Source organism: Bradyrhizobium sp. NBAIM08 (genome assembly GCF_020193935.1).
Taxonomy (GTDB): Bacteria; Pseudomonadota; Alphaproteobacteria; order Rhizobiales; family Xanthobacteraceae; genus Bradyrhizobium; species Bradyrhizobium yuanmingense.
On record NZ_JADYVR010000006.1, the window covers coordinates 412,689 to 433,442 of the forward strand.

A 20,754-nucleotide genomic window follows, 5' to 3' on the forward strand; every position below is an offset into this window, starting at 1 on the left:
GCGTCCCCCGCGTCCGTGTTTTCTCCTGACGGGCTGGTTCATGACACATCGCCAAGAATTTGCTCGCGAAGAGTTCGTTCGCGACGCGGCCGGCAGCCGCCAAATCGCGGCACGCTGGTGCGCTCTCGCCGAGCAGCGCCTGCAACATCTCTCCGAGATGTTTGAGACCGGCCGCTGGCGCCGCTATCATTCCGAGATCGCCTTCCTCGAAAACATCCAGGAAGCCAAGCGCGCCGTCCAGACTTGGCGCGCCCTTGCGACGGGGGCGGACGTCGCCGAGGCGGCTGCGAGCGTGACGCCGGCATTCGGTTGGTCGCCGGCGACGATGCCTCGCATGGCGCCGCGCGAGCAGCAGGCGCAAACGATGCAGCCCAAGGCCGTTCACATCGCTCCCGAGACCGTCATGCCGGTGAGGCTCGATCCGAAGCCCGACGTGCTCGCGGAGATCACCGAAGCCCCGATCGCGCCGCTTGCTATGCCCGTAGCTTGGCCGTCGTTCACCGCGCCTGCCGAGATGCCGCCGCTGAGGGCACCCGCTGCGAAGGCACCGTTCACTGCGCCTGCCGTGAGATCGCCGCTCGCGGAGCCGGCCGCAACACGGCCATTCGCCGCGCCGGAAGTGAGGCCGCCGGTGCCTGCCGCGAAGCCGCCGAAGACCGCGCCCGCAGCGATGGCGGCGCTCCTGCCGCAGTTCGCCCCGCCCGCCGAGGAAATCGTCGCCGCCCCCGAGCGCGTCGTCGAATTCACTTTCAGCCTCGACGGCCTGGAAGCGAAGTACCCGCTGCTGCGGAACGCCTTCTAGCGCCGCACCGCATTGCCGCCGACCACCAGCTGCGCAAAACGTTGTGCGCCGTCGGCGGATAGATCCGACGTCACCGCGCGGGCGTGATCGAGGCCGACCACGGCGCCGCGCGGCGTCTCGGAGATCATGTTGTTGTTGACGAGCGCGGTGCCGGCGCCCGGCAGCACGGAGACGCCGACGCCGGCCAGCGCCTTGCGGATCACGTTGCCCGTGATCGCGACGTCGCGCAGATATCTGCCCCAGCCGGCGACGATGCCGTAGGACGGCGCGTTCTCGATCACGTTGCCGGTCACCGAAGAATCCGCCTCGATGTAGATGCCGACGCCGGCATCATCGTCGGGCGCGGTGCCGATCGGCCGCTTCGGGATCAGGTTGCGGATGATGTTGCCCTGGACCACCGCGATGCGGCCGCCCTCGTTGAAATTGCAGACCGAGACGCCGACGGCCGCGCCGTCCACGATGTTGTTGGCGATCACCGCGGCCTCGAATGCGAACTCGGAATAGAGCGCGACCTCGCGCACGTCGCTGACGCTGTTGCCACTGATGTGGATGTTCGAAGCCGAGTTGCCGCGCACCGCCGAATAGTCGCAATTCCTGATACGGTTGCCGCGCACGATCACGTTGCTGGCGCGAAAGGCGTTGATGGCATTGCCGAACTGGCCCGAGCCGCCGGGGCCGGCCTTGATGTTCTCGATGCGGTTGTCGGCGACCAGCGTGCCGTCATCGCCGATCGCGGTGCGCAGGATCTCGATCCCGTTGTCGTTGGTGCCGAGAATCGTGTTGCGGCAGACGCTGAGGCCCCTGGCGTCGAACGACACGACCGCTGTCACCGCGATGTCGGTGAAGATATTGCCGGAGATGTCGCCCGCGACCTGCTCGAGCCAGATGCCGCTGCCGCCCGAGCTCGTGATAGCGCATTCGCTGATGCGCACGTCGCGCCCGCCGAGGACGTGGATCAGGCCGCGCCGTGTCGGCAGCGGGATGCCGCCGCCGTCGAAGGTGATGCCGGTGAGGCCGATCGCATCGGAGCCGTCGCTTTGGATCGCCGAGGCGCCGCCGGTGAAGACGAGCTTGGTCGCGCCGCGCACGCCGATCAGCTGCGCGCCGTTCGGCAGCCGCAACAGACCGGTCCGGTACACGCCGGGTGGCAAGGCGAGCGGCAGTTGCGCCCGAGCGGCCTCGTCGATGGCACGCTGCAGCGCGCGGGTCTGGTCCTCGCTGCTGCCGGGCCGCACACCATATTGCGTGGCATCGCGGCCGAGCAGCGACGTCAGCGGCGCGGCGCGCGCGGCATCGGCCGGCATGGCCAGCGCACCGGCAATGCCCGCGGTCGAAGCCCCGATGAGATGACGGCGATTGAGGTTCATGACGCGTCCTCCGGCGGACGCGGGAGGTGTCCGCAGCGGTTTCGTAGCGCAGCAGGGCGAGGACCGTGAGGATTGTTCGCGGTAGGGTTAAATGTTTACGCAAAAGACGGTGCCGTAGGGTGGGTTAGCCTTAGGCCTAACCCACCATGTCACCGCGAGTACGGAACCGTTGATGGAGATGAGGTGGATTACGCTTTGCTAATCCACCCTACGAAGCGCGCGCCCTCCGTGCCAACTGCACCATCTCCATCAGCATCGCTTCCCCCGCATCGACCAGCTCCTCCAGCGTGATGCGGGCTGCGCCCTTGCGGCGCGCACCGCCGCTGCGCGCGAGCAGGGGAATGTGGATGAACGCCGCAAGCCTGGGTCCGCCCGCCTTCACGCGCTCGATCGCGCGCCAGCTTAAGTAGTTGCAGAGATAGGCGCCGGCGTCGCGCGAGGGACGCGCGTCGATGCCGGTGAGGCGCGCGGCGCGCAGCAGCCTTGCGGTGTGCGGGCCGAACATCATCGCGTCGGCATGGCCGGCGATGCCGCGCTTGGTCGAGCGGGTGTTGGCGGCGTCGGGCCAGAGCATGGTGACGGCGTTGCGCGCCCGCGTCTCGATGCGCAGATAAGGCGTGCGGGCGGCGAGGCCGAACATCAGCAGCGCGTCGGGCTTTTGCGCGGCGAGCACGTCGGGCAGTTGGCGGTCAACCGCGGCATAGGTGACCGGAAAAATGTGGCTCGAGAGCACGACATCGTCGAGCGCGGGCCGGCGCAACTGCGCCAGCCGCGCCACCAGCGGCTGGGTCGGATTATGGGGCGCGCCGGGAAACGGACCGAAGCCGGTGAGGAGAATGCGGAGCTTGTCGCTCATTGCAGCAACTCCAGCATCTGCTCGGCGGCGAGCGCCGGCGTGAGATGGCCATCGGCGACCTCGGCCTCGATCTTTCGAACCTTGCTCCGCACCGAGGCCTCGCTGCGCAGCCGCGCCAGCATGCGCTGCTCCAGCATCGACCACATCCACTTCACCTGCTGCTCGCGCCGCCGCGCGGCGAAATCGCCGGAGGCGTTCATCGCCTTACGGTGATCCAGGATCTTTTGCCAGATCTTTGCGATGCCATCGCCGGTCAGCGCCGAATAGGTCTCTACCGGCGGATGCCAATGCTCGGACCGCGGCGCCAGAATATGCAGCGCGCCGCGATAATCGGCCGCGGTGATCTTGGCGCGCTTCAAATTGTCGCCGTCGGCCTTGTTGATCGCGATCATGTCGGCGAGCTCGACCAAGCCCTTTTTGATGCCCTGCAGCTCGTCGCCGCCGCCCGGCAGCATCAGGGCAAGGAAGAAGTCGGTCATGTCGCAGACGGCGGTCTCGGACTGACCGATGCCGACCGTTTCCACCAGCACGACGCCGAAGCCGGCGGCCTCGCACAGCAGCATCGCCTCGCGCGTCTTCGCCGCGACACCGCCGAGCGTGCCCGAGGACGGCGAGGGACGGATGAAGGCTGCATCGGAAGCTGACAGCCGCGCCATCCGCGTTTTGTCACCGAGAATCGAGCCGCCGCTGCGCGCCGAGGACGGATCGACCGCGAGCACCGCGACCTTGTGGCCCTGCTCGATGAGATACGTACCCAACGCATCGATCGTGGTGGATTTGCCGACGCCGGGCGAGCCGGTGATGCCGACGCGATATGCCTTGCCGGTGTCCGGCAGCAGCATCTGCACCAGCTCCCGGGCCAGTGCCTGATGGTCGCCGCGCCGGCTCTCCACCAGCGTGATGGCCCGCGCCAGCGCCGCGCGGCTGCCGGAGCGAAGGTCACGGGCGAGGGATCTGATGTCGGTGGATTTGGGAACAGTCATCATTGCTTATGGGCGCGCGAGTCCACGTCAACTCGACGGTCGCACGCGCCCTTCGACGAAAGATTTCAATGGAGAGAGATGATCTTGAACGATCGCCCATACAATCCCAACATCCGTTGCATGATAGGCGTGACGCAAACGATTGCCGAAATTCACCATTGCTTGCCAATCTATGCTCGACGCATCTTTCTTCATCTCGTCGGGCAACCGCCGTGCGGCCTCGCAAATGACTTCCAAATAGCGTTCAGTGGCCATACGGCTGGTCTTGTCGGCGGTGAATCGCGCGAAGTCATAGCCCGCAAGCAACGCCTCGATCTCGACAATGGCCTCGAGAATGTCTCGCAACCGGTCCTCGACGGTGGGCGGCATTCAGAAGACCTCGACCAAATCGTCGGCGATGCGTTCTGCCATGCGGGGCTTCAGTAAGTTTCGCATCGATATTTGAGTTTCGAGGCCGATGTGATCCTCGATCAGTTTTACAGCCTTGAAGTAATCGAAACGTGGCTCTTGCCCATGCGGGGTCGTCTCGACCAGAACATCGAGGTCGCTGTCGGGGCGCGCGTCTCCGCGCGCTCGGGACCCAAACAGGAACAGGCGATTGATGCCCGCAGCCCTCAAGGCGGGAGCAAGCTCTCGGAGCTTCCCGACAATCGTCTGGAGTGGAATGTCTGCGACCTCGGTCATGGCCGGACATTAGCACAGGGCGAGGGCCCGGCCCAGCGATAGCGGGCCTGCTCGGCCTGCCCCGGCGGGTCAGGCGAGGGCCGCCCGCCCGATATCACCGGGTCGTTGCCGCGGCGGTCTGCGGCTGTTTCACCTTGCGCCAGATCCACACCATGACCGGCCAGAGCAGCGCGCCGATCGCCATCGCGGCGAGGATGGCCGCGACCGGACGCTCGAAGAACGGCAAGATGCTGCCGTCCGACTTGATCAGCGAGGTGACGAAGGCCTGCTCCACCATGGTGCCCATGACGATGCCGAGCACCATGGCGGCGACGGGATAGCCGTTCGTCTCCATGACATAGCCGATCACGCCGAAGGCGGCGACGGTGACGACGCCGAACATGTTGTTGCCGATCGCGAACGAGCCAACCGCGCAGCACAGCATGATGATCGGCATGATCGCCGAGCGCGGTGCCAGCAGGATGTAGGTGGCGACGCGGATCATCGCGATGCCGAGCGGGATCATCAGGATATTCGCGATGATGAACATCAGGTAGATCGCATACATGCTCGACGCCTTCTCGGTGAACAGCGTCGGGCCGGGATTGAGGCCCTTCATGTAGAGCACGCCGATCGCGATCGCGGCGATGGTGTCGCCGGGGATGCCGAACAGCAGCGAAGGCACCCAGCCGGAGGCGATGCTGGCATTGTTGCTGGCGCCGGCCTCGACCAGGCCCTCGACATGGCCGGTGCCGAACTTTTCCGGCTCCTTGGAGAAACGCTTCGACATCGCATAGGAGACCCAGGCGGCCATGTCGGCGCCGGCGCCGGGCAGCACGCCGATGATGATGCCGACGATGTTCCCGCGCGTCATCTGCCAGCGATAGAGCTTGGTCAGCTTCCATTGGCCGGCCATGATGCTTCCGAATTTGCGCCGCGGCAGCGGCGGCGGCTCGGGCGTCAGCATCGCGCGCATCACCTGCGCCACCGCGAACACGCCAACGAGGGCCGGGATCGGCTCGATGCCGCCGAACAGGTCCGTAAGCCCAAAGGTGAAGCGCGGGACGCCGCCGGGATTCTCGATGCCGATGCAGGCGACGAGCAGGCCGATGAACATGCCGGCGATCGCCTTCACCGGGGAGGAACGCGCCACCAGGGTGGCGCACATCAGGCCGAGCAGCGCCAGCCAGAAATACTCGAAGGTCGAGAACGACAGCGCGATCTCGGCCAGCGGCGGCGCCAGGATCATCAGCGACAGCACGCCGGCGATGCCGCCGACCGCGGAGAACCAGACGCCGGCCCCTAGCGCCAGCTCGGCCTGGCCCTTGCGCGTCATGGCGTAGGCTTCATCCGCGTAAGCCGCGGAGGCGGGCGTGCCCGGGATACGCAGCAGCGCGCCGGGAATGTCGCCGGAGAAGATCGCCATCGAGGACGCCGCCACGATGGTCGCGATCGCCGCGATCGGTGACAGATAGAAGGTGACAGGGACGAGCAGGGCGGTCGCCATCGTCGCCGACAGGCCCGGCAGCGAGCCGATCACCAGCCCATACACGGAGGCTGCGAACATGGAGATGATGACCTCCCAGGTGGAGATCAGCGCGAACGCATCAATCAGGGTCTTCAACATCGATCACCAGGGCGTCGGCAGCAGGCCGACGGGCAGCGGCACGCGCAGCAGCTTGCCGAAAATGAGGTGGATGGCGAAGGGCGAGAGTGCCGCGAGCGGCAGCGCCAGCTTCCACTTCGCCCCGAGCGCGGTCGAGGTCACGTAGACCATGATCGCCGCGGTGATGATGAACCCGAGCCGGTCGGCGGCAACGACGTAGAACAGCAGCAGCGCCGGCGGCAGCAGCGCGCGCAGGCCGTAGAGCCTGCTCTGCGGTGGCGGGCTAGCTGCCTGGCCGTCCTCGAACGGGACCAGGTCTTCCTCCTCCTCGAAGGAATGGCCGATGCCGAACACGATCGCCAGCCCGCACAGCGCAAGGCCGCAGCCGATCACCAGCGGAAATACGTTGGGGCCGACCGGCTGCCCCGGCACCGGCGGCAGGATGTAGCCGCCATAGGCGGCAGCCGCGCCGAGCACGACGAGAAACGATCCCGTGACGGAGTCGGGAAGACGCATAGGAGAGTCCTACAGGAGGTGCGCTCCCTCTCCCCGCTTGCGGGGAGAGGGTTGGGGTGAGGGGGAGTCTCCGCGGAGGAGGTGAGAGATGGACTTGCGGAGAGTTCCTCGCACCCCGATCAAGGCGTCGCAGGTGCGGATCACGCCTTGCTCAGGCCCGCGGCCTTCATCGCCTCGCCCATCTGGGCGTCGCCCTTGTCCATGAAGCCCGCGAAATGGGCCGCATCGCCCCACACGGTGCCGAAGCCGCGATTGCTCATGAAGTCCTTGAACTCGGCGGAGTCGTAGACCTTCTTCAGTGCCGCAGTGAGCTTGGTTGCGATCTCCGGCGGCAGATTTTTCGGCCCCGCAATGCCGCGCCAGGCGCCGGTTGCGTAGTCGATGCCCATGGCCTCCTTCAGCGTCGGCACGTCCTTGAACACCGGATTGCGCGCGGGCGCCATGATGGCAAGGCTCCTGGCCTTGCCGGCCTCGATGATGGCGCGCGCCTCCGGCACCGAGCAGGTGGTGAGGTCGACACCGCCGGCCGCGAGATCCTGCATTGCGGGTGCCGCGCCATTCGACGGCACCCAGGCGACCTGGTTGGCAGGCAGGCCCATCGCCTGCATCCAGCCGACCAGCGCGAGATGCCAGATGCCGCCCTGGCCGGTGCCGGAAGCCTTGAACTTGCCGGGAGGCGCCGCCTTGATCGCGTCGGCGAGCTCCTTGACCGTCTTGTAGGGCGAGGAGGAGGAGACCTGGATGCCGGGCGGATCCTCGTTCATCAGCGCCAGCGGCGTGTAGCTCTTCGGCGTCAGGTCGGTGAGGCCCTGCCAGTGCATCATCGAGATTTCGACCGTGAGCATGCCGATAGTGTAGCCGTCGGGTTGCGCGGTCGCGATCGCGCTATGGCCGACCACGCCGGAGCCGCCGGTGCGGTTGACCACGTTGAAGGGCTGGCCGAGGTCCTTCTCCAGCAGCGCCGCGACGATGCGCGCGGTGGCATCGGTGCCGCCGCCGGCACCCCAGGGCACGATCACGGTGACGGGCCGCGCCGGATAGGCTTGTGCGAGCGCGGGCTTGAAGCCGAAAGCGGCGGAGGCCGCGAGAGCGGCGGTGGAAGCCGCAAAGCTGCGGCGCGAAATCTTGGACATTGAATGCCTCCCAGCGGCGCCCGTGATGCCGGGCGCTCTTGTCAACGCCGGCATTCTAGTCGGCTTTGCGCCGCCGCCGCAAGGTAGCGCTACCAACTGGAATCGCCATGTTGTGTGAAAGCAGGCGGCTCGTCGAATGGGCGGTCGGAAATCGGGTGGGTTTTGTCCGCGCGCCTAGCCAACCTCTGCGCGCAACGAAACCAAAGGCAAGCCACCGATGACCCAAGCCTATTACAGCGCCGTGCTGGACCACCCGCTCGACGACGTCTGGTCGCTGATCCGCGATTTCAACAACTACCCCGCTTATATCGACGGGGTGAGCGAGAGCGAGATCGAAGACAACAAGCGCGGCGATGAAGTCGGCGCCGTCAGGCGCTTCTGCTATCTCGGAAACTGGATCCGCCAGCGCCTGGTCGATCACTCGGACCTGCAGCACAGCCTGACCTATGCCGGTCTCGAAGCGATACCCTATCCGCAAGACGACGGTAGCCCGAGTCCGGCGCCGGCGCGATACCAAGGCACCATGCATCTGCGGCCGATCATCGAAGGCGACCGCACCTTCATCGAATGGTCGGTTGCGCTCGAAACTGAACCTGCGGACGCCGAGCGCTGGAAAGCGCTGTTTGCCTCCTGGATTCCCGATTGGACGGATTCCCTCGCGCGGACATTGGCCCGGACCCGTTTGCGATCCCGTTAGCCTCAGCTCACGGCTCGTCCGCGTCGCCCTTGGGCCGCGCGCCGCCGAAGATGCGGGCGCCCTCGGCCGTGAGGTAAGGCTTCAGCGTCTCCCACGGCACGAAAGCGACATACTCGCCCTCAGCGTAGGGGCCGACGGCATAGGGCGGATAGTGGAAGTTGAGGCCGGAACTCCTGCCGGCCTCGGTGGAGGGCGCGAGCGTCACCGCGCCGATCTTGAGGAGGCGCGGCTCCACGGACTTGAACCACTCGTCGGTCGCGGTCTCTCCGGCGCCGCGCTTCTTCTTCTCGTCCGTCAGCGAAGCGATGATGGCCTTCACCATCGCCTTCATGGTGGGGCCGCCATCGGCGGTCTCGGTGAAGAATGGACGGATCGAGATGCGCTTGTTGGCGGCCTTGTCCCACAGGATCGTGTTCACGTCCGAATTAGGATGGGCGCCGCGTGTGTTCATGTAGTCGTTGCGCAGGACGCTGACATAGCGGTCGGTAGCCACGGAGCGGATTTCATATTTGCGCTCGAACTCCCAGCCGCCCTCCTTGAAGAACTGCGGGTCCGCTTTGCGCGCGGCAGCGGCTTCCGCGGCATTCTTGTCGAGCCACTTCTTGCCCTCCGCGAGGCAGTCCGCCGCCAGCGCCGCATCCGCCTTGATCCTGTCGCCGAGGAAGACGCGCGCTTCGATGCTCTTGGTCTTGACGATCGCATCGGGTTTGGGATCGGCGGCGTGGGCGGAAAACGCACATGTTGCGCTCAGCGCCAGGGCGACGCTCAAACCGGCGATGAACTTCAAGGTTAGTGCTCCTGCGTGAGCGTCAGAATATTTCGACAATATCGTCTGCGATCCGCTCCGCAAAGCGGGGAGAGATGGAGCGGCGAACAGTTGCCTGTGCTTGCAAGCCAGTCGCATCCTCGATGATGTGCTCGACATCGATCAAGTTGAGCAGGGAAAACGAGGTGTCCGGCTCGATCTCGACGAGCACGTCGATATCGCTATCAGGCCGATAATCGTTGCCGGCTCGCGAGCCGAAGATGGCAAGCTTTGCTACGCCCTTGCCTCGGATGGCATCCGCGTTCTTGCGTATCGCAGCGACGATTTCGTCACGCGTCATGGACACACCTGGCCGTCACACGGCCAGTCTATCATCTACTCCGCCGCCTCGCTATGCCCCAGCCGGGCGTTCAGCTTGCGGATCAGCTCCTCGGCGGCGTCCGCGATCACCGTGCCGGGCGGGAAGATCGCCTCGGCGCCGGCGGCATAGAGCGCATCGTAATCCTGCGGCGGCACCACGCCGCCGACGATGATCATGATGTCGTCGCGGCCCTGCTTCTTCAGTGCGGCTTTCAGCTCCGGCACAGCGGTCAGATGGGCGGCGGCCAGCGAGGAGACGCCGAGAATGTGCACGTCATTCTCGACCGCCTGCCGCGCGGCTTCGTCGGCGGTGGCAAACAGCGGCCCGATGTCGACGTCGAAGCCGATATCGGCGAACGCCGAGGCGATCACCTTCTGGCCGCGGTCATGGCCGTCCTGGCCGATCTTGGCGACCAGGATGCGCGGGCGGCGGCCCTCGGCCTCCTCGAAGGCGTCGATCAGCGCCTGAACCTTTTCGACCTGGGTGCCCATGCTGGACGCCTCCCGCTTATAGACGCCGGTGATGGATTTGATCTCGGCGCGATGTCGGCCGAACACTTTCTCCATTGCGTCAGAAATTTCGCCAACGGTCGCCTTGGCGCGGGCCGCATCGATCGCGAGCGCCAGCAGATTGCCGTTGCCTTCGCCGGCCGAGCGCGTCAGCGCGGCGAGGGCGGCATCGACCTCCTGCTGGTTGCGCTCGGCTTTCAGTCGCTTGAGCTTGTCGATCTGAAGCCGGCGGACATTGGTATTGTCGACCTTCAGGATATCGATTTTGTCCTCGTCGGTCGGCTTGTACTTGTTGACGCCGATCACCGCCTGCTTGCCGGCGTCGATCCGCGCCTGCGTTTTGGCTGAGGCCTCCTCGATGCGCAGCTTCGGCACGCCCGCTTCGATCGCCTTCGCCATGCCGCCGAGCTCCTCGACCTCCTGGATGTGGCCCCAGGCCTTGGCGGCGAGGTCGCGCGTGAGCCGCTCCACATAATACGAGCCGCCCCAGGGATCGATGATGCGGGTGGTGCCGCTCTCCTGCTGCAGGAACAGCTGGGTGTTGCGGGCGATGCGCGCCGAGAAATCGGTCGGCAGCGCCAAGGCCTCGTCGAGCGCGTTGGTGTGGAGCGATTGGGTGTGGCCTTGGGTGGCCGCCATCGCCTCCACCGTAGTGCGCATCACGTTGTTGAAGACGTCCTGCGCGGTCAGCGACCAGCCCGAGGTCTGGCTGTGCGTGCGCAGCGACAGTGAGCGCGTGTCTTTCGGATTGAACGGCTTGAGCAGCTTCGCCCAAAGCAGGCGCGCCGCGCGCAGCTTGGCAACCTCCATGAAGAAGTTCATCCCGATCGCCCAGAAGAACGACAGCCGCGGCGCGAAGCGGTCGACGTCGAGCCCTGCGGCAAGGCCGGCGCGCAAATATTCGACGCCGTCAGCCAGCGTATAGGCGAGCTCGAGATCCTGCGTCGCACCGGCCTCCTGCATGTGATAGCCGGAGATCGAGATCGAATTGTACTTCGGCATCTTTTGAGAGGTGTAGGCGAAGATGTCCGAGATGATCCGCATCGAGGGCGCCGGCGGATAGATGTAGGTGTTGCGCACCATGAACTCTTTCAGAATGTCGTTCTGAATGGTGCCCGACAGCTTCTCCGGCGGCACGCCCTGTTCCTCGGCGGCGGCGACATAGAGCGCGAGGATCGGCAGCACCGCGCCGTTCATGGTCATGGACACGCTCATCTGGTCGAGCGGAATCCCTGCAAACAGCGTGCGCATGTCGTAGATGGAATCGATGGCAACGCCGGCCATGCCGACATCGCCGCCGACGCGCGGATGATCCGAGTCATAGCCGCGATGGGTGGCAAGATCGAATGCGACCGAGAGGCCCTTTTGCCCCGCCGCGAGATTGCGGCGATAGAACGCGTTGGAATCCTCCGCCGTGGAGAAGCCGGCATATTGCCTGACCGTCCAGGGCTGGTTGACATACATGGTCGGGTAGGGGCCGCGCAGATACGGCGCGATGCCCGGATAGGTCTCGAGGAAATCGAGCCCGGCCAGATCAGCCTCGCCATAAGCGGGCTTCACCAGGATGCCCTCCGGTGTCAACCACGGCTCGGCGCTGCCGGCAGGGGTGGCAGTTGCAGCTCGCTCGAAAGCGACCTCGGCGAAATTGGGAACGCGGGTCATTCCTTGGAATCCTCAAACCTGCGATTGCGCTCGATCAGCTTTTGCACATTCTTCTTGTAAACGGGATCGTCCAGGCGGCTCTGAGTCATGCGGCCAGTCCCGTCCCAGAGCAGCCATGCGAGCAGCTTTTCAGTCTTCCATTCTGCCAGACCGAGCAACGTTTGTCCGAGCAGCTGAAACATGGACCGCCTCAATCATGATCCGGATGCTGATGGCTGACGATGGTCGCCATCTTCTCCGGTCCGTAGTTCTGTTGCGTGGTCTGGCTCGGCAGATTGGCGATGCCGACCACCCAGCCGAGGCGGGATTCGATGCCGAACTGACGCGTCGGCACCACCCGGTCCGGGCGGTCGAAGGTGCCGGTCATGATCTCGATGCGGTCGCCGTCGATGCGGCCGAAACTCAGCGGCGTGCCGCAGGCGGCGCAAAAGCCGCGATCGGCGATCGAGGAGGAGCGGAAGAACGACGGCTCGCCCTTGGTCCAGGCGAAATCGGTCTTGTTGATGTCGGCCAAAGAGGCGAACGGCGCGCCGCTCGCCTTCTGGCACATCCGGCAGTGGCAGATCGAAATCCTGGTCGGCGCCGTCATGACCGCAAATCGCACGGCGCCGCATTGGCAGCCGCCGGTGAGAACGGGTTTGCTGGTGTCGGTCATCGCTGTTCCATCCGTCGGTAGGCGTCCTGCAATGCCGCAAGCGCATCGCCTCCGGCGAAGACAAAGCCCGTGACGCCGGCGGCTCGCAGCGCCGCCTCGGCCTCGGCCGGCCGGCCCGCCAGGTAGATATGTCGCCCGCCGGCCAATTGCAGGGCCTTTGCCGCGGCTTCGGCGTGTTCCGCATAGACCTTGTCGCTGGAACACAGACAGGCCAGCTCGGCGCCGGAGGCCTTGAAGGCCGCGGCCAGCTTGGCCGGATCGGCAAAGCCCTCGCTGTAGACGGCCTCAATGCCGCCCGCCTCGAAGAAGCTCTTCGCGAACGTCGCGCGCGCGGTGAAATCGGCGGGCGTGCCGAGATTGGCCAGGAACACCTTTGGCCGTGCGCCCCGTGCCTTCAACATCGTGTCGGATTTGTCGCGCAGCGCCTCGAACGGTTCCGCGAGACGGATCGGCGGCAGCGCCTCGAACTTGTAGGTCTGTTCGCCGTAGGGCGGAAGCGCGATCGGCGCTGCCTTCAGGACAGTGGCTTCGCTCTCGTGCAGGTTCGGAAACTCGCTGGCGCCGGTCAGTATGTCCCGGCGCTTCGCGATATTGGCCTCGCGCGCCTTGCGCGTGGCCGCGACCTTGCTTTGGAACACACCCTGCTGAAGCGCCGCGAACGCGCCACCGGCGCTCTCGCTCTCCTGGAACAAGGCCCACGCGGCATCGCACAGCTGCGCCGTCAGCGTCTCGATGCCGCCAGCCCCCGCCGCGGGATCGCTGACCTTGGCGAGGTTGCATTCTTCCAGCAGCAGAAGCTGCGTGTTGCGCGCCACGCGCCGCGCGAACGGATCGGGCAGGCCGAGCGCCAGCGTATGCGGCAGCACGTTGATGGCGTTGGCACCGGCCAGTCCCGCGGCGAACGCCGCCATCGTCGCGCGCAGCATGTTCACGTAGGGATCGCGTTGCGTCAGCATGCGCCAGGCGGTATCGGCCGCGATGAACAGCGGTTTCGGCGTCAGTCCGCAAGCGGTCTCGATGCGCGCCCATAGCAGCCGCAGGGCGCGGAACTTGGCCATGGTCAGGAATTGGTCGGCATCGGCGGCGAGCCGCGCATAGACCATGTCCTGCGCGGCTTCCAGCGGAATGCCCGCGCCTTCGATCGCGCGCAGGTAAGCGACGCCGCAGGCGAGCACGAAAGCGAGCTCCTGCACCTCCGAGCCGCCGGCATCATGGACCACGCGGCCGTCGGCGGAGGCGAACGGCCCCTTGAAGCCGAGCCCGGCGAGGCCCTTGATGGCGCCCGTAATCACGGGGGCAATTTCGTCCCAGGTATAGGGGCTGTGGCCCCACACCGCGCCCGCCGCGAGCGGATCCAGCCCGAAGCGGATGTTGCAGGTGCCGGGATCGAGGCCGTTGCTCTTCACATATTCCGCGACATGGATCGCGGCCATCCGCGATTGCGGTCCGATCTCGAGCTCGATGCCGATGCCGGCGTCGAGGTGAATGTCTTTCAGGATCTTTGCCACCGCCTCGGCCGACGGTTCCAGGCCGAAACCGCGCGCGCCATTGGCGCCGGCGAACACCAGCGCGAGCCCGGTCGCACCGTTCTCCAGATCCTGCAGTGCCTGCGCATTCGCGAGCGCCGCATCGGGATGGTCGATCCGCTGCACGACCTGCCACGGTGCGGCCGGCGGCCGACCCATCACCGGCGCAACGCCCTTCGCGCGCGGATAGAGCGGTTCGATCTTGATGCCGTCATAGGTCTTGCCGACCAGCTTCTCGAACGGCGCGCCCTTCAGCACGCCGTCGACCAGCTTGCGCCAGTCCTCAGGCGTGGCCTTGGGAAAATCCGCCGCCAGCGGCAGGTCGTCAGTCACGGAGGTCATGCGGCGCGGGGCTCCCGAAACGTCTTGTTATTCGCAGGCGAAATTGCCACGGCGGACCGTTCCTGCAAACGGTTGTTTTTGGTTAACCGGTATCCGGAAGCCGCTCAATGCCTTGCGCCGAGACGCTGGCGAGCCCGTCACGCACACGAATGCCCGAGATCACGCGGTCGGGTGCGATTTCGGCCAGCGGCACCAGCACGAAGGCGCGTTCGAACAGGCGCGGATGCGGCAGCGTCAGGTCGGGCTTCTGCAAGGAGACATCGTCATAGGCGATCATGTCGAGATCGAGCGTGCGTGGACCCCAGCGCCGCGCCTTGGTTCGCATGCGGCCGAACTTCTGCTCGACTTTCTGCAGCACGAACAATAGCGCATGCGGATCGAGGCTGGTCTCGATCTCGATGCAGGCATTGATGAAGGGATCCTGGTCCTCGTCGCCCCAGGGCGGGGTCGTATAGTCGGACGAGCGCGCGATCAGCGCCGCCTGTGCCATGCCGCAGATATGAGCGATCGCCTTCTTGAACGTCGCGCGGACATCGCCGACATTGCCGCCGAGTGCGATCAGCACGCTCGCCATGCTAGGGATGCCGCGAGCGCGTCAGCACGATGCCGACATCGTCGAAGATCGCGGCGATCGGCGCGTGCGGCTTGTGCACGGTGACCTTCACGGCGCGGATGCGCGGAAAGTGCGACAGGATGGCATCGGCCACCGCGCCGGCCGCGCGCTCCAGGAGTTTGTAATTGGTGTTCTTGAACGCCGCCGTCGTCGTCGCCACGACGTCGGCGTAGGACACCGTGTCCGCGAGCCGGTCGCTGCGCGCAGGCTCGGACAGGTCGGTATAGAGCTCGAGATCGATGACGAAACGCTGGCCGACCTCGGTTTCGTGATCCATCACGCCGTGGCGGGCATGGATCGACAGGCCGGTGACGAAGATCGTGTCGGTCATTGCTTGCTCTCGATGGCCTGCGCCACCCGCAGGGCCTGCAGGGTTTCGGCGACGTCGTGGGTCCGGATGATCTTGGCGCCGCGCTGCGCGGCGATCAGATGCGCGGCGATCGAGCCGGCGAGCCGCTCCGATGGTTCCGACGGCGACACCGAGGCGATGAAGCGTTTTCGCGAGGCGCCGACCAGGATCGGCAGGCCGAACATGTCGAGCTCGCGCAAGCGCGCCAGCGCGGTCATGCTCTGCTCGGCGGTCTTGCCGAAGCCGATCCCGGGATCGAGCACGATTTTTTCGCGCGCGATACCTGCCTTCGCGGCAATATCGAGCGAGCGCAGGAAGAATGTCTTGATGTCAGCGACGATGTCGATGGCGGGATCGACGCTGTCGCGGTTGTGCATGACGATGACGGGCACGCCCCTCGCGGCGATCAGCGGCGCCATGGCGGTGTCGTTTTGCAGGCCCCAGACGTCGTTGGCGATCCCCGCGCCCTGGTCGAGCGCGAAGGCCACCACCTCCGCCTTCATGCTGTCGATCGAGACGGGCACACCGAGCGCCACGACGTCCGAGAGCACCGGCTTCAGCCGCGCGAGCTCTTCCGCCGCCGTGACTGGCCGGGCGCCCTTGTAGGGCCGGGTGGATTCGGCGCCGATATCGATGATGTCGACGCCGGCGGCGATCATCGCCCGCGCCCGCTCCAGCGCGCGCGCTGGCGCGATGAACTCGCCGCCGTCGGAGAAGGAATCCGGGGTGATGTTGAGCACGCCCATCACCGCAGGAAGCCGCCGGCCCACGAGCGTCCGCAGTGCGCCGATCCCGGCCGAGCCGGCCGGCGGGACGGAAGGGGAGGGCGAGGCATTCATGCGCGTGGCATTGCGCTGTCGGGCAGGGGGAGTCAAGACGGGATTGGGGCCATTCGCGGCCATTCCGATGCGTGCAGACGGCCGAGAGGATGCGATGTTCTTGCTCACCCTCCGTCATTGCGAGCGCAGCGAAGCAATCCAGACTGTCACCGCGGCAAGATTCTGGATTGCTTCGCTGCGCTCGCAATGACGATCTGGGAGCAGTGGTACCCCAACCTCTCCAGCTTGGTCCGCAGCGCTAATACGTAATCTTCGGCGGCAGCTTCTTGGCCTTGGCGATGATGTCGCCGACCGACTTCTCGGAAGGCAGGACGCGGACCAGCTTCTTCTTCTCGTTGGCCTCGCGCATGCTCTGCGCCAACCTTGCCGGATTTCGATAGGCGAGCTCCCGCACCGTCGTGACGCCGGCGGCGCGGACGAGCCCGACCTTGGCCCTGCCCATGCCGGGGATGCGCATGTAGTCGGAGACGTTGGCCCATTCCAGCAATTGCTGCTCGCTGATGCCGGTCTTGGCCGAAAGCGCCTTGCGGCCCTTCACGGTGGACGCCGCCTCGAGCAGCGCGTCGGTGGTGCGGATTCCTTGCGCCTTCAACTTGTTGGCGGCAAAGGCCGGCAGGCCCTCAATCTCGGAAATCGGATATGTCATGATGCTCGATATGAAAAGCGTCGCTCAGGCGAACTGGCTGAGGCCCGGCGTCCCCGCGATGATCTTGCCCATCTGATCCGCTCCGATTTTGTCTCGCCCGTAGCGGAAAAGTTCACGGGCGACGTTTTGAATCTCGGACATGCCGAGCCCCAGGCTCATCAGGCGGGTGCCGACGGCCATCAAGCCGCCGCCCATCAGCCGCGACAGACCGCCACCGCTCTTGGAGGCTTCGATCGCAGCTTCCGCTCCGGGGATCTGGTCGATCAGGGCCTGCACACTGTCGGAAGGGCCCTCGTTGCGAAGGAAGGCCAGGATAATGCCGACGGTCTTTTCAGCGACAGCACCATCTATGCTGGCGTTTGTCGCCAGCCGTCCGATCAGCTCGTCCATAAGACCCCGCCCCTCAGCCGGTTTGCATGCCGGAATATTGCTTTCGAGAATGATCTTGAGCCGGTGTGACGTGAAATACAAGCGATGAACGCAGGCGCCGTCGCGAACGCGCGAAAAGTGTTGCCGCCGTGCAAGAGCCTAGAGCGAATCGGCGAAAAATTGCCGCTATGCGAACGCCTCGTTGCTACTTTGGGCTGATCGCGTCCGTCCGGTCCGACAATGTCGCATGCGCAGGAGCCGCTGAACCGATTTAATCGGCGCACGAGATGCGTTAAACTGCGGAGTGCATTCGGGTTTCGCGACGCGAAACTCGGCAGAAAGATCAGAGAGAATAATGACCGCACAGGACAGCAAGCTCGGCGATACCGACGACAAGATCTTCGTCGGCAAGGGAGACGAGCAGGCTTGGCTGACGCTTGCGCTGGCCAATCGCCACGGCCTCGTCACGGGTGCAACCGGAACCGGCAAGACCGTGTCGCTGCAAGTGATGGCGGAAGGATTTGCGCGCGCCGGTGTTCCGGTCTTCGCGGCCGACATCAAGGGCGACCTCTCCGGCATCTCGGAAGTCGGCGAGGCCAAAGACTTCATCCTCAAGCGCGCCGGCGAAATGGGTCTCAAGTTTCAGCCGGACCAGTTCTCGACCGTGTTCTGGGACGTGTTCGGCGAGCAGGGACATCCGGTCCGCGCCACCGTCACCGAAATGGGGCCGCTATTGCTGGCGCGGATGCTCGACCTGAACGAGGTGCAGGAAGGGGTTCTCAACGTCGCATTCCGCGTCGCGGACGAGAACGGCCTGCCATTGTTGGACATGAAGGATCTGCGATCGCTGTTGGATGCGATCGTGCCCGCCAGCGGCAAGAAGGGACCGGATGCTGAGGAAGATCCGTTAGCCGAGATCCGGAAGGCCGCGCAGAGCTTCGGCAATGTGAGCAAGGCGACGGTTGGAACCATTCAACGCCAGCTGCTGGTGCTGGAAAACCAGGGCGGAACGAAATTCTTCGGTGAGCCTGCACTGGAGCTGAAGGATTTCATGAAGACCGATAGCGACGGTCGCGGCATCGTCAACATCCTGGTTGCCGACAAGCTGATGGAGAGCCCCAGGCTTTACGCTACCTTTCTGTTGTGGTTGCTGTCGGAGTTGTTTGAGGAATTGCCGGAAGCCGGCGACCTGCCGAAGCCAAAACTGGTGTTCTTTTTCGACGAGGCGCATCTGCTGTTCAACGATGCGCCGAAGGCGTTGATGGACAAGATCGAGCAGGTGGTTCGTCTGATCCGCTCCAAGGGCGTCGGTGTCTATTTCGTCACCCAGAATCCGATCGACGTGCCGGACAAGGTGTTGGCCCAATTGGGCGGTCGCGTGCAGCATGCGCTGCGCGCCTTCACGCCGCGCGACCAGAAGGCGGTCGCCGCTGCGGCGCAGACCTTCCGGCCCAACCCGAAGCTCGACACCGCCAAGGTGATCACGGAGCTCGGCAAGGGCGAGGCGCTGGTGTCCTTCCTCGAGGGCAACGGCACGCCTTCGATGGTGGAGCGGGTGATGATCCGGCCGCCGACGGCGCGGATCGGGCCGATCACGCCCGAGGAGCGCAAGGCGATCATGAGCAGGAGCCCGGTGAAGGGCAAATACGATACCGCGGTGGATCGTGAGTCCGCCAATGAGATGCTGCAGAAGCGCGTAGCCGGCACGGCTGCGCCTGCCGACGCACAAGATGGTGGAGCCGGCGCAGGCGGCGGCGTTCTCGGCCAGATCGGCTCGATCGTCGGCACCATCTTCGGCACCAACGTCAAGCGAGGTCGTCTGTCGACCGGCCAGGTCATTGCCCGCGACGTGACGCGATCGGTCACCAACCAGGTGATCGGCGGGATGGCCGCCAATATCGGCAAGTCGCTCGGCGGCCAGCTCGGCGGCTCGATCGGCCGTACGCTGGTCCGCGGCGCGCTCGGCGGATTGCTACGGCGTTAGGCAGAGCGCCCGGTTTGAGGCAGTCGTCGTATCCGGTGAAGCTCTAGAACGTTGACCGTCGCCTGATATCTGCTCGTCCGAGCTACCACGGCGCACAAATTCAGGTGAAGGGCTCTGCAAGCCTTCGCCGGTCTGCTAGGTCCTGTGTCGTCGCCGCTCAGGACTACATCGTGACCCCGCCCGCCCCGTTGGCCAAGCCTGACGCACCCAGACGCCCGTCGCTGGTTGCGCCGCTGGATCTGCTTTTTCTGCTCTGCTGCGTCCTCCTGATCGCCGACGTGCTTGTCCCCGAGATTTTCGGCCGCGGCAAGACCAAGGACTACTCGCTCTGGTACTGGGCCGGACAGCAGGTCCTGGAGGGTGGGCCGCTGTATCCTGCCACGGCCGTCGAGCATTTCGATTTCATCTATCCACCGCTGCCGGCAATCCTGCTGGCGATCCCGAGCTGGTTCGGCAAGATCCCGCTCTATGTCGTCCTGTCGATCTTGAACGCCGTGGCGTGGTGGTACACCGCGGCGTTCTCCCAGGTCATGACCGGCTCGGACCGCGCGCCGGGTCGTTGGCTCGAGGCGCTGCCGGTCGTCGCCACCGTGACCTTCGTGTTCGACATGTTCGACCTCGGCCAGCCGAACCTCCTCCTGCTGGCGATGATGCTCTACGGCTTCTGGAGCTTGCGGCATCAGCGATCGTGGCTGGCCGGCTTCATGTTCGCGCTCGCCGCCGCCATCAAGGTGTTCCCGATCGCCGTGCTGCCCTATCTGGCCTGGCGGCGCAAATGGGCGGCCCTGGTCAGCGCGATCGTCTTCACCGGCATTCTTCTCTATGTCGTGCCGGCACCGATCCGCGGCTTCGAGCGCAACGCGGCCGAGCTGGCGACCTGGTACCAGGGCATGGTCGGGACCAGCTCGGAAAAGGGCTTTGGCCAGCGTGACGAGCAGAACTGGTCGTGGGTCAACCAGTCCCTCATTGCCGTCACGCATCGGCTGGTCCGGCCGATCAACTACAATCAGGACGATCCCAGCAAGCCGCCGCGCACCATGAATCTGATCGAGGTCAACTACAGGACGGCGAACTGGATCGTGCTCGCGCTGTCGGCGCTGCTCGGGCTCGGCTTCGTTGCGGTCATGCCGCGGCAAGCGCGGCGGACGGCGCGCTCGGATGCCGAAGAGCTCGGCATCTTGTTCTGTCTCATGACGGTCGCCTCGCCTCTGGCCCGGCAATACTATTTCATGTGGCTGTACTTCCCGGTGACGGTGTTGATGCATCGGGCCGCCTTCGACGAGCGAGCGCATGTGCGCCTGGGAACCTGGCTTGCCCTCAGTGCGGCCGGCATCCTCATGCTGTTGTCGCTGCCGTGGTTTCCGCTCGCCTTCCAGGCTTGGGGCAACAACCTCGCTGCGACCGCCATCCTCGCAGGGTGTCTCGTCTGGCACATCCGGCATCCGCCGCTTGCGGCTAGCCCTAAGGCTGCACCGGCGCTAAAACCCGGACCTCTTGAGACTTAACAATC

At 65.4% G+C, this 20,754-nt stretch carries 23 protein-coding genes; 4 read left to right on the forward strand and 19 right to left on the reverse strand.

Features of this window, described 5'->3' with window-relative positions; all coding sequences use genetic code 11:
• Positions 1–40 precede the first annotated feature (40 nt).
• The gene (locus I6F37_RS22820) at positions 41–802 is read left to right on the forward strand and encodes a TIGR03809 family protein (protein ID WP_225152756.1); all 762 of its coding nucleotides are present in this window, start codon (positions 41–43) and stop codon (positions 800–802) included.
• Here I6F37_RS22820 and I6F37_RS22825 read toward each other — a convergent pair.
• From I6F37_RS22825 to I6F37_RS22860, 8 genes are all read right to left on the reverse strand, one after another.
• Positions 799–2,169 (reverse strand): TIGR03808 family TAT-translocated repetitive protein, encoded by a 1,371-nt coding sequence (locus I6F37_RS22825; protein WP_225152758.1) that lies wholly within the window; start codon positions 2,167–2,169, stop codon positions 799–801. The genes I6F37_RS22820 and I6F37_RS22825 overlap by 4 nt on opposite strands.
• 208 nt (positions 2,170–2,377) lie before the next feature.
• Positions 2,378–3,025, reverse strand: coding sequence for a pyroglutamyl-peptidase I (locus I6F37_RS22830; protein WP_225152760.1), 648 nt, complete (start codon positions 3,023–3,025; stop codon positions 2,378–2,380).
• Positions 3,022–4,008 carry a methylmalonyl Co-A mutase-associated GTPase MeaB gene (meaB, locus tag I6F37_RS22835; RefSeq protein ID WP_225152820.1) on the reverse strand — a complete coding sequence of 329 codons (987 nt, stop codon included), beginning with the start codon at positions 4,006–4,008 and terminating at the stop codon, positions 3,022–3,024. The genes I6F37_RS22830 and meaB overlap by 4 nt, the downstream gene beginning before the upstream one ends.
• A 27-nt stretch (positions 4,009–4,035) precedes the next feature.
• Complete coding sequence (locus I6F37_RS22840; RefSeq protein WP_057027168.1) at positions 4,036–4,377, reverse strand: DUF86 domain-containing protein; 342 nt, start codon at positions 4,375–4,377, stop codon at positions 4,036–4,038.
• Positions 4,378–4,692 (reverse strand): nucleotidyltransferase family protein, encoded by a 315-nt coding sequence (locus I6F37_RS22845; RefSeq protein WP_036006010.1) that lies wholly within the window; start codon positions 4,690–4,692, stop codon positions 4,378–4,380. It abuts the gene before it with no gap.
• Positions 4,693–4,786: 94 nt separating this feature from the next.
• Positions 4,787–6,298: a tripartite tricarboxylate transporter permease gene (locus I6F37_RS22850; protein WP_057027170.1), complete on the reverse strand. Its 1,512-nt coding sequence runs from the start codon at positions 6,296–6,298 to the stop codon at positions 4,787–4,789.
• Between the two features lie 3 nt (positions 6,299–6,301).
• Positions 6,302–6,793, reverse strand: a complete 492-nt coding sequence (locus tag I6F37_RS22855) for a tripartite tricarboxylate transporter TctB family protein (RefSeq protein ID WP_225152762.1) — start codon at positions 6,791–6,793, stop codon at positions 6,302–6,304.
• A gap of 140 nt (positions 6,794–6,933) precedes the next feature.
• On the reverse strand, positions 6,934–7,926 hold the full coding sequence (locus I6F37_RS22860) for a tripartite tricarboxylate transporter substrate binding protein (protein ID WP_036006004.1): 993 nt from the start codon (positions 7,924–7,926) through the stop codon (positions 6,934–6,936).
• Between the two features lie 217 nt (positions 7,927–8,143).
• Between I6F37_RS22860 and I6F37_RS22865 the strand changes: the two genes are divergently transcribed.
• Complete coding sequence (locus I6F37_RS22865; RefSeq protein ID WP_225152763.1) at positions 8,144–8,623, forward strand: SRPBCC family protein; 480 nt, start codon at positions 8,144–8,146, stop codon at positions 8,621–8,623.
• A 7-nt stretch (positions 8,624–8,630) separates the two neighbouring features.
• Here I6F37_RS22865 and I6F37_RS22870 read toward each other — a convergent pair whose 3' ends face one another.
• The 11 genes from I6F37_RS22870 to I6F37_RS22920 form a co-directional block, all read right to left on the reverse strand.
• Positions 8,631–9,410 carry a DUF3298 and DUF4163 domain-containing protein gene (locus tag I6F37_RS22870; RefSeq protein WP_225133448.1) on the reverse strand — a complete coding sequence of 260 codons (780 nt, stop codon included), beginning with the start codon at positions 9,408–9,410 and terminating at the stop codon, positions 8,631–8,633.
• Positions 9,411–9,432: 22 nt separating this feature from the next.
• Entirely contained in the window at positions 9,433–9,729 is a 297-nt protein-coding gene (locus I6F37_RS22875; RefSeq protein WP_109144401.1) for a nucleotidyltransferase family protein, read from the reverse strand.
• 35 nt (positions 9,730–9,764) lie between these two features.
• Positions 9,765–11,921: a methylmalonyl-CoA mutase gene (scpA, locus tag I6F37_RS22880; RefSeq protein WP_225152765.1), complete on the reverse strand. Its 2,157-nt coding sequence runs from the start codon at positions 11,919–11,921 to the stop codon at positions 9,765–9,767.
• Positions 11,918–12,103 carry a hypothetical protein gene (locus tag I6F37_RS22885; RefSeq protein ID WP_225149875.1) on the reverse strand — a complete coding sequence of 62 codons (186 nt, stop codon included), beginning with the start codon at positions 12,101–12,103 and terminating at the stop codon, positions 11,918–11,920. The genes scpA and I6F37_RS22885 overlap by 4 nt, the downstream gene beginning before the upstream one ends.
• An 8-nt stretch (positions 12,104–12,111) precedes the next feature.
• Positions 12,112–12,576, reverse strand: a complete 465-nt coding sequence (locus I6F37_RS22890; protein ID WP_225152767.1) for a GFA family protein — start codon at positions 12,574–12,576, stop codon at positions 12,112–12,114.
• The gene (locus I6F37_RS22895) at positions 12,573–14,444 is read right to left on the reverse strand and encodes a methylmalonyl-CoA mutase family protein (RefSeq protein ID WP_225152769.1); all 1,872 of its coding nucleotides are present in this window, start codon (positions 14,442–14,444) and stop codon (positions 12,573–12,575) included. The genes I6F37_RS22890 and I6F37_RS22895 overlap by 4 nt, the downstream gene beginning before the upstream one ends.
• A gap of 82 nt (positions 14,445–14,526) precedes the next feature.
• The gene (folK, locus tag I6F37_RS22900; RefSeq protein ID WP_057027176.1) at positions 14,527–15,018 is read right to left on the reverse strand and encodes a 2-amino-4-hydroxy-6-hydroxymethyldihydropteridine diphosphokinase; all 492 of its coding nucleotides are present in this window, start codon (positions 15,016–15,018) and stop codon (positions 14,527–14,529) included.
• 1 nt (position 15,019) lies between these two features.
• Positions 15,020–15,388 carry a dihydroneopterin aldolase gene (gene folB / locus I6F37_RS22905; protein ID WP_036005989.1) on the reverse strand — a complete coding sequence of 123 codons (369 nt, stop codon included), beginning with the start codon at positions 15,386–15,388 and terminating at the stop codon, positions 15,020–15,022.
• Positions 15,385–16,245, reverse strand: a complete 861-nt coding sequence (gene folP, locus I6F37_RS22910; RefSeq protein WP_225127230.1) for a dihydropteroate synthase — start codon at positions 16,243–16,245, stop codon at positions 15,385–15,387. Before folP ends, folB begins: the two co-directional genes overlap by 4 nt.
• Positions 16,246–16,483: 238 nt before the next feature.
• Positions 16,484–16,891 (reverse strand): DUF4332 domain-containing protein, encoded by a 408-nt coding sequence (locus I6F37_RS22915; protein ID WP_036005985.1) that lies wholly within the window; start codon positions 16,889–16,891, stop codon positions 16,484–16,486.
• A gap of 24 nt (positions 16,892–16,915) precedes the next feature.
• Positions 16,916–17,281 (reverse strand): hypothetical protein, encoded by a 366-nt coding sequence (locus I6F37_RS22920; RefSeq protein ID WP_036042934.1) that lies wholly within the window; start codon positions 17,279–17,281, stop codon positions 16,916–16,918.
• Between the two features lie 334 nt (positions 17,282–17,615).
• Between I6F37_RS22920 and I6F37_RS22925 the strand changes: the two genes are divergently transcribed.
• Together I6F37_RS22925 and I6F37_RS22930 are read left to right on the forward strand one after the other, a co-directional pair.
• Complete coding sequence (locus tag I6F37_RS22925) at positions 17,616–19,244, forward strand: helicase HerA-like domain-containing protein (RefSeq protein WP_074447487.1); 1,629 nt, start codon at positions 17,616–17,618, stop codon at positions 19,242–19,244.
• Positions 19,245–19,414: 170 nt separating this feature from the next.
• Entirely contained in the window at positions 19,415–20,749 is a 1,335-nt protein-coding gene (locus I6F37_RS22930) for a glycosyltransferase family 87 protein (protein WP_225152770.1), read from the forward strand.
• Positions 20,750–20,754 lie beyond the last annotated feature (5 nt).

What these genes read in the sequence shown, in the direction of transcription:
- I6F37_RS22915 (WP_036005985.1), bottom strand. Translation starts at nt 16,891, where the DNA reads ATGACATATCCGATTTCCGAGATTGAGGGCCTGCCGGCCTTTGCCGCC.
- I6F37_RS22920 (WP_036042934.1), bottom strand. Translation starts at nt 17,281, where the DNA reads ATGGACGAGCTGATCGGACGGCTGGCGACAAACGCCAGCATAGATGGT.
- I6F37_RS22875 (WP_109144401.1), bottom strand. Translation starts at nt 9,729, where the DNA reads ATGACGCGTGACGAAATCGTCGCTGCGATACGCAAGAACGCGGATGCC.
- I6F37_RS22840 (WP_057027168.1), bottom strand. Translation starts at nt 4,377, where the DNA reads ATGCCGCCCACCGTCGAGGACCGGTTGCGAGACATTCTCGAGGCCATT.
- I6F37_RS22925 (WP_074447487.1), top strand. Translation starts at nt 17,616, where the DNA reads ATGACCGCACAGGACAGCAAGCTCGGCGATACCGACGACAAGATCTTC.
- I6F37_RS22885 (WP_225149875.1), bottom strand. Translation starts at nt 12,103, where the DNA reads ATGTTTCAGCTGCTCGGACAAACGTTGCTCGGTCTGGCAGAATGGAAG.
- I6F37_RS22820 (WP_225152756.1), top strand. Translation starts at nt 41, where the DNA reads ATGACACATCGCCAAGAATTTGCTCGCGAAGAGTTCGTTCGCGACGCG.
- I6F37_RS22855 (WP_225152762.1), bottom strand. Translation starts at nt 6,793, where the DNA reads ATGCGTCTTCCCGACTCCGTCACGGGATCGTTTCTCGTCGTGCTCGGC.
- I6F37_RS22890 (WP_225152767.1), bottom strand. Translation starts at nt 12,576, where the DNA reads ATGACCGACACCAGCAAACCCGTTCTCACCGGCGGCTGCCAATGCGGC.
- folP (WP_225127230.1), bottom strand. Translation starts at nt 16,245, where the DNA reads ATGAATGCCTCGCCCTCCCCTTCCGTCCCGCCGGCCGGCTCGGCCGGG.
- meaB (WP_225152820.1), bottom strand. Translation starts at nt 4,008, where the DNA reads ATGACTGTTCCCAAATCCACCGACATCAGATCCCTCGCCCGTGACCTT.
- I6F37_RS22830 (WP_225152760.1), bottom strand. Translation starts at nt 3,025, where the DNA reads ATGAGCGACAAGCTCCGCATTCTCCTCACCGGCTTCGGTCCGTTTCCC.
- I6F37_RS22845 (WP_036006010.1), bottom strand. Translation starts at nt 4,692, where the DNA reads ATGACCGAGGTCGCAGACATTCCACTCCAGACGATTGTCGGGAAGCTC.
- I6F37_RS22825 (WP_225152758.1), bottom strand. Translation starts at nt 2,169, where the DNA reads ATGAACCTCAATCGCCGTCATCTCATCGGGGCTTCGACCGCGGGCATT.
- I6F37_RS22865 (WP_225152763.1), top strand. Translation starts at nt 8,144, where the DNA reads ATGACCCAAGCCTATTACAGCGCCGTGCTGGACCACCCGCTCGACGAC.
- folB (WP_036005989.1), bottom strand. Translation starts at nt 15,388, where the DNA reads ATGACCGACACGATCTTCGTCACCGGCCTGTCGATCCATGCCCGCCAC.
- scpA (WP_225152765.1), bottom strand. Translation starts at nt 11,921, where the DNA reads ATGACCCGCGTTCCCAATTTCGCCGAGGTCGCTTTCGAGCGAGCTGCA.
- I6F37_RS22850 (WP_057027170.1), bottom strand. Translation starts at nt 6,298, where the DNA reads ATGTTGAAGACCCTGATTGATGCGTTCGCGCTGATCTCCACCTGGGAG.
- I6F37_RS22860 (WP_036006004.1), bottom strand. Translation starts at nt 7,926, where the DNA reads ATGTCCAAGATTTCGCGCCGCAGCTTTGCGGCTTCCACCGCCGCTCTC.
- I6F37_RS22895 (WP_225152769.1), bottom strand. Translation starts at nt 14,444, where the DNA reads ATGACCTCCGTGACTGACGACCTGCCGCTGGCGGCGGATTTTCCCAAG.
- folK (WP_057027176.1), bottom strand. Translation starts at nt 15,018, where the DNA reads ATGGCGAGCGTGCTGATCGCACTCGGCGGCAATGTCGGCGATGTCCGC.